A 6392-nucleotide genomic window follows, 5' to 3' on the forward strand; every position below is an offset into this window, starting at 1 on the left:
AGTGAAGGGCAACGCACCACCTCTGCACCATTTGGCCACGCTTTGGTTAAGGCTGGTCAGAAGGATCCCCGCATCGTTGGCATGACTGCAGACCTGGCCAAGTACACCGACCTGCACATCTTCGCCCAACGCTACCCGGAGCGATTCCTGCAGATGGGCATGGCGGAACAACTGCTCATGGCGGCAGCCGGGGGTATGGCGAAGGAAGGCTTCGTGGCGTTCGCCACTACCTATGCAGTGTTCGCCACGCGACGCGCCTATGACTTCATTCACCAGGTGATTGCCGAGGAAAACCTCAACGTGAAGATTTGCGCAGCGCTGCCAGGTTTGACCACTGGCTACGGTCCGAGTCACCAGGCGACCGAAGACCTCGCGATGATGCGCGCGATCCCTCAGATGATGGTCATCGACCCCTGCGATGCACTGGAAACCGAGCAGTGTGTGGCTGCAATCGCCGAGCACAACGGCCCCGTGTACATGCGCCTCCCGCGCGGACGGGTTCCGCTAATTCTGGACGAGTACGACTACAAGTTTGAACTGGGCAAGGCCAAGTTGCTGCGCGATGGCAAGGACGTGCTGATCATTGCCTCGGGCCTGATGACCATGCGAGCTCTGGAAGTGGCTGATGAACTGAGTCAGAGCACGATCGACACCGCCGTCTTGCACGTTCCGACTATCAAGCCGCTGGACGTGCAGACCATCGTCGAGCAGTGCCGCCGCGAAGGCCGGCTGGTGGTGATCGCAGAGAACCACACCCAGATTGGCGGTTTGGGTGAAGCCATTGCCATGGCGTTGCTGCAAGCCCGCGTGCAGCCCGAAGTGCGCCACGTGGCACTGCCTGACCAGTTCCTCGACGCAGGCGCACTGCCGACCCTCCACGACCGCTACGGCATCTCCAAGGAAGTCATGGTCTCGAATATCCAGCGTTGGCTGGGTTAACCGAACGCTCAGCAAATGCGCAATGGCTGCTGACGATCAAGTGCCTGCTGCCCGGGCATCGTGAGTAGCCTCTTTGCCGAGACGCCGAGTTCTCGTCCCTGGATCGTCCCAATAAATACAAGGTGATGGCGATGCATAAAGACACCAACCTGTTGAAAAAGAAGCGCGTCTGGATCTACGCGTTTCTCTTCACCCTGACGTTGATCAACTACGTCGACCGAGTATCTCTTTCGGTGGCGTCCAAGGTGCTCCAGGAAGAGTTCGATATCTCACCTGTTGCGATGGGCTACCTATTCTCATCGTTCGTGTGGCTCTACTTCCTGGCCCTAATTCCCATGGGGTACCTGGTGGGGCGTTTTGGCCCGAAAAAGGTCAACGGCTATGGCATCGGCGTCTGGTCGGTAGCAACCGCCTGCACGGCCTTGTCGACAGGGTTCATCTCGTTGCTCAGCTGCCGGCTCATCATGGGCATGGGCGAATCCACCACGTATCCCGCCGGTGCAAGGGTCATTCGGGAATGGATGCCGCTCAAGGAGCGCGGCATGGCCACCGCCGTATTCCATAGCGGCAGTCTTGTCGGCCCCGCCATCGGCGCCATTGGGTTTGGCTGGCTGATCAGCGCGTTTGGCTGGCGAATCGCATTCGTGGTGGCTGGCGCTCTGGGCTTTATCTGGTTGGCCGCCTGGTTGAAGTGGTACAACCACCCCGCTAAGGCACCTTGGCTGGACGATGCCGAGCGCGCAGAGATCGCCCATGGCAGCGTCACTTCCGGCTGCAGCGAAGCGCAGCCTGTTTCCCTCGGGCTCAAAGGCCTGGCCCGCTCCAGCAGCATGTGGGCAATTTCTCTGTCGCACGGCTGCGCGGTGTATGCCACCTATTTTTTCCTCACCTGGCTCCCGAGCTACCTGCAGGCCGAGAAGGGCCTAACGGTGATGTCGAGTGGCTTCTACACCGCCATTCCCTATCTGGGTGCGGCCGTGCTCGCCATCGTCATCGGTCGCCTCAGCGACAAGGCGATGCGCCCCGGTGCAGCTGAAACAGGCCAGCGCCGCATGGTAGTCGCCAGCGTGCTGCTGGCGTCCTCGGTGATCTTCTTGGTGCCCGCGATCGACAGCACCTGGGCGATTCTCTTCGTGATTACCCTGTCGCTAGCCACCTGCGCTTCGGCGATCTCCCTGAACCTCTCGCTGGTCAACGACCTGGTGCGCTCTGAGGACGATGTCGGTACCGCGGCAGGTTTCATCACCGCGATCGGCAACCTGTTCGGTCTGTTGGCGCCAATCGTGACCGGCTACGTGGTGGCTGGCTCCGGCAGTTTTGCTTTGGCCTTTGTCGTGGTCGGTGCCCTGTTGGTGATCGGCGCGATGCTCTCGATGTTTTGTACCCGTCGACCGATCGGCTTTGCCGCTCCAGGCAACCAGGCGGTGGCTTGAATTACTTGTGATGAAGGAAGCTGTAGCGTCATGAATCAACGTAGTGGTGTGTCCTGCAACAACGACCAGGCGCAGCCTGGTCTCAGCGGGAAGTGGCGGTTGGCAACAGTCGTCCTGGCCTTGACTCTTAGCCTATTTGGCATGGCTCTGTTCGGCGGTGGCGTGTGGCTGGTGGTCTTGGGCGGTAGCTGGTACTACGGCCTGGCAGGTGCTGGTTGTGTGCTAACCGCCGCCCTGCTTTGGCGGCAGCGACGCAGTGCCATCCACCTGTTTGCAGTGATCTGGGGGCTGACAGTGATCTGGGCCCTGTGGGAAGTCGGCCTCAATTGGTGGGGGCTAGTGCCTCGGCTGGTGGCCATGACTGTGATCCTGCTTTTGATCCTGACTCTGTCGCCGGCGCTGCGCCGCGCCGCCCGCACTGCTGTGTAACGAGGTTCGTCATGTTTACTACCGTCAAACGTGGGGGCGCGCTTGCTCTCGCCATTTCTTGCGCCGTGCAGGTGCAATTCGCTCAGGCTGAAGGTGTGCCGCAAGTTGGCAGTGACTGGCCATTCTACGGTGGCGATCACAACGCCCAGCGCTTCAGCCCCCTTAAGCAGATCACGCCAGCAAACGTCGAGCGCCTTGAGCGTGCTTTCGTCTACCACACCCGAGATCTGCCAAACCCTGGCAGCCGCTATTCACCAGAAACCACGCCAATCAAGGTAGGCAACGATCTACTGATGTGTTCGGCCAAGAACATCATGATCTCGATCGATGCTGCGACCGGTAAAGAAAACTGGCGTCATGACCCGGGAGTAGCGGACCAGGCCATTCCCCATGCCGCCGCTTGCCGTGGAGTGGCGGTCTACACCGCTCCACAAATACCGGAAACTGCCCAGTGCCGCAGCCGTGTGGTGGAAGCCACGCTGGATGCAAGGCTGATCGCCGTCGACCTGCACACCGGGGAACCATGCAAGGACTTCGGTCAGAACGGTTCAGTCGACCTCTGGGAAGGCTTGGGCAAGAAGGTCCCTGGCTGGTATGCCGTCACAGCGCCGCCCGCGATCGTCAATGGCATTGTCGTGACTGGCGCGCAGATCCGCGACGGCCAGGACGAAGATGCCCCATCAGGGGTGATTCGCGGCTACCACGCTGTCACCGGAAAAATGGCGTGGGCTTGGGATCTAGGTAACCAGGACAATGTCCATGGACCTGCCGAGGGCAGCACCTACACTCGCGGCACACCGAACATGTGGACAGCAGCGGTGGGTGACGAAAAGCTCGGCTACGTCTATCTGCCGATCAGCAACTCGTCTATCGACTATTACGGCTCTAACCGCAGCGAAGCGGAGAACAAATACTCCGACTCGTTGGTCGCGGTCGACGTCAAGACGGGCAAGGATGTTTGGCACTTCCAGACCATTCGCCACGACGTCTGGGATTACGACCTGGGCAGCCAGCCGACCATGCTCGACTTCCCAGGGAAGGACGGAAAGCCGGTGCCGGCGGTGCTGTTGCCGACCAAGCAGGGTGACATCTACATCCTCGACCGCGCTACGGGCGAACCTTTGACTCCGATAGGCGAGGTCAAGGCCCCCAAGGGCGGTTCGGTCGAGCCTAAATACCTTGCCGACACCCAGCCTACCTCCGAGTGGCACACCCTGCGCAAGGCGCCCAAGACCGAAGCTGACATGTGGGGCTTCTCGCCTCTGGACCAGCTGATGTGCCGCATCCAGTTTCGTCAGGCTAACTACGAGGGCTACCTGACACCGCCTTCGGTAGATCGTCCTTGGATTCAGTACCCGGGCTACAACGGTGGCTCGGACTGGGGCTCGGTTGCCATTGACCCGGTGCGCCGTCTGATCATCGCCAACTACAACGACATCCCCAATCTCAATCAGCTGATTCCGCGGGATCAGGCCAATCAGATGGGGCTCAAGCCGATCTACGCGCCGAAGGTCGATGAGACAGCGTTGAACAAGGCCGGCAGCAAGTCGGGCAAGGGTGAAGGCGGAGCCTCCGTCTACCCCCAAATCAACGCGCCCTATGCGATCAGCGTGAACGCCGGCTGGCGGAACTGGGGTACTGGCGTGCCGTGCTCGGCCCCTCCCTACGGTGGAATTCGAGCTGTAAGCCTGGATACCGGCAAGACAGTTTGGGATGAGCCGCTGGGTACTGCACGCCGCAATGGCCCGTTCGGCATTCCTTCGCACCTGCCGCTCAACATCGGGCTGCCCAATAACGGCGGCACAGTCGTCACTGCAGGCGGTCTGACCTTCGTCGGCGCGGCCACCGACAACCTGTTCCGTGCGATCGATACCGCCACTGGTGAGGTCCTCTGGGAAGACGTGCTGAACGTCGGTGCACAGGCCAACCCGATCTCCTACGAGGTGAACGGCGAACAGTACGTGCTCGTGTCGGCCTCCGGCCATGCCTTCATGGAAACCGGAACAAGCGACGAAATCATTGCGTACAAGCTGCGCAAGTAATCCGGGCGACGGGGCGCTCCATGCCCCTTCGCAGCAATAATCGCTAGAGGAGATGAACCATGGATCTGGGTTTGAAGGAAAAACGCGTGCTGGTCAGTGGAGCATCGCGAGGCATTGGACGCGCGATTGCTGAGCTTTTTCTTCAGGAAGGTGCGCAAGTCGCATTCTGCGCGCGTGGTACTGCGGGCGTTGAACGTGCTGCCGCTGAATTCGGCTCGCGTGCGTTCGGTACGGCCGTGGATGTCACCCAGCCCGGGCAAGTGGAGGCATGGGTTACCTCGGCTGCCGAGCAGATGGGCGGGCTGGATATCGTGGTGCCCAACGTCAGTGCATTGGCCGGCGGCGATGATCTTGCCACCTGGCGTCGGGCATTCGACACTGACCTGCTCGGCAGTGCCGCAATGGTCAAGGCCGCGCTGCCGGCACTGCGCCAATCGGCGGCGGCCTCGGTGGTGCTGATCTCCAGCGTATCCGGGCGCGAAGTCGATATGTTCGCCGAACCCTACGGCATCCTGAAGGCTGCCTTGCTGCACTACGGCAAAACCTTGTCGGCACGGCATGCCTGCGAAGGGATCCGGGTCAATTCTGTTTCCCCTGGAAATGTGTACTTCGCAGATGGCGTGTGGTGCGACATCGAGCGTGATCAGCCGGAAACCTTTGCAAAGTGCCTGGCCGAAAATCCGATGGGACGCATGGCTACGCCAGAAGAGGTGGCGAAGGCAGTCGTATTTCTCGCCAGTCCAGCCGCCAGCTTTACAACCGGTACGAACCTGCTGGTAGACGGTGGTCTCACGCGGTCGGTGCAATTCTGAGGCACACGGCCTCGATGCCATTCAAGGTGGAGAAACGTGATGAAACTCTACATCTATGAACATTGCCCGTTCTGCACGAGGGCGCGGATGATCTTTGGCCTCAAAGGCCTTGCCGTTGATCTACAGGTGATCATGGAGGGTGACGTCGAGACACCCACCCGTTTGATCGGTAAGAAGGCGGTACCTATCCTGGAAAAGCAGGACGGTACTTTTATGGGGGAGAGCTTGGATATCGTGCGGTATGTCGACGCGATTGGCCCGCCGATACTCGTCGCTCCCCTAAGCGAGGGGTTGGATGCTTGGGTTAAGGAAATTTGGCCGACCGCGCTCAAACTCTTCATTCCACGTTTCGTAGAGGGAGACTTTGCGGAAGTCGCCACGCCGGCCGCGCGAGAAGCCTACCGGCTGCGTGAGGAGCATGCCTTCGGAAATCTGGATGAATTGCGTAACACCACTCCAACATTGGTGGGGCAAATCGAGCCCATGCTGGAGGCTTTGGTGCCGCTGCTCGCCAGCAGGAAGGCCATCGGGATTAACGACATCACGCTGTGGCCATTGCTTCGTTCGCTGTCCATCGTTCGGGCCGTCATTTTCCCAGAGGCGGTACGTTCCTACATGGAACACCTAAGTCAGAAGTGCGGTGTGCCATTGCTGTTCGAGCAGAGCCGCTGATCGAATCAATCCCGCGGTTTTATAGCTGGTACAGCGTGTTGACGCGCTGATGGTACATACCTGCG

6 protein-coding genes are annotated in these 6392 nt (G+C 60.1%); all 6 read left to right on the plus strand.

From position 1 onward, the window contains the following. A partial coding sequence (locus HP547_RS26235) for a transketolase family protein (RefSeq protein WP_172288314.1) occupies positions 1-939 on the plus strand: 939 nt, incomplete at its 5' end. A 131-nt stretch (positions 940-1070) separates the two neighbouring features. Next, entirely contained in the window at positions 1071-2372 is a 1302-nt protein-coding gene (locus tag HP547_RS26240) for an MFS transporter (protein WP_172288316.1), read from the plus strand. 48 nt (positions 2373-2420) lie between these two features. Next, entirely contained in the window at positions 2421-2801 is a 381-nt protein-coding gene (locus tag HP547_RS26245; protein WP_372242950.1) for a glucose dehydrogenase, read from the plus strand. Positions 2802-2812: 11 nt separating this feature from the next. Continuing rightward, on the plus strand, positions 2813-4843 hold the full coding sequence (locus tag HP547_RS26250) for a pyrroloquinoline quinone-dependent dehydrogenase (RefSeq protein WP_172288320.1): 2031 nt from the start codon (positions 2813-2815) through the stop codon (positions 4841-4843). Positions 4844-4902: 59 nt separating this feature from the next. Further along, entirely contained in the window at positions 4903-5655 is a 753-nt protein-coding gene (locus HP547_RS26255) for an SDR family NAD(P)-dependent oxidoreductase (RefSeq protein ID WP_172288322.1), read from the plus strand. 39 nt (positions 5656-5694) lie between these two features. Further along, positions 5695-6327, plus strand: a complete 633-nt coding sequence (gene grxB / locus HP547_RS26260) for a glutaredoxin 2 (RefSeq protein ID WP_172288324.1) — start codon at positions 5695-5697, stop codon at positions 6325-6327. Positions 6328-6392: the final 65 nt, after the last annotated feature.

The sequence above is a fragment of the Pseudomonas sp. CM27 genome (assembly GCF_013179515.1).
Lineage (GTDB): Bacteria > Pseudomonadota > Gammaproteobacteria > Pseudomonadales > Pseudomonadaceae > Aquipseudomonas.